This window comes from Rhizobium sp. AC27/96 (assembly GCF_001692325.1).
In the GTDB taxonomy this organism is placed as follows: Bacteria; Pseudomonadota; Alphaproteobacteria; order Rhizobiales; family Rhizobiaceae; genus Rhizobium.
The window spans coordinates 1-690 of the sequence record NZ_LXKN01000039.1 but is presented as its reverse complement, the minus strand read 5'-3'; the positions used below and the strand labels follow the sequence as shown (position 1 = coordinate 690).

Below are 690 nucleotides of genomic sequence, written 5' to 3'. Positions count from 1 at the left end.
CGTCAGCTCGGGCCGGTTCAGATAGCCGCGAGCGACACCGGCTCCGCCGATCCACAATTCCCCGGCGACGCCGACAGGGCAAAGCCCGCCATGGGCATCCACCACATAGACATGCGTGTTCGACATCGGACGCCCGATCGGGACGGTCGCTTCGAAAGAATCAATTTCGGCAAGGGGGTAGTGGGTGACAAACACGGTCGTCTCTGTCGGCCCGTACTGACTGAAGATGCTGAGTGCAGGCAATTGCTCGCGAAGACGGCGTACCAGCTGGACTGATAATGGCTCGGCGCCCGAGAGCATCCACCTAAGGCTGGTGCAGCGATGCAACTCACCCTGTTCAAGTAAAGCGCGTATGGTCGAAGGAACAGCGTAGAGCGCTGTGACCTGCTCTCGCCGGAAGAGTTCCATAAGATAAGCGGGATCCTTGTGTCCCTCTGGTCTCGCTATAACAAGCCTGGCGCCACAAATTAGCGGCCAGTACAGTTCACGTACCGATGCATCAAAGCCGAACGGCGTCTTGGCTGGAACGACATCCTGTGCGCTCAGCGGGTAAGTAGAACACAGCGCATTCAGTAGATTGGATACGCCAGCATGCTCGATCATGACGCCTTTGGGCTTTCCGGTTGAACCGGAGGTGTAGATGACATAGGCGAGATGGCGGGATGTGAGACCAAGGGCTGATCGCTCGGG

The 690-nt window shown here is 58.3% G+C and carries 1 protein-coding gene; it reads right to left on the bottom strand.

The window, feature by feature from the left end:
* The coding region (locus tag A6U86_RS24935) for an AMP-binding protein (RefSeq protein WP_141683805.1) at positions 1 to 690 on the bottom strand (690 nt) is incomplete at both ends.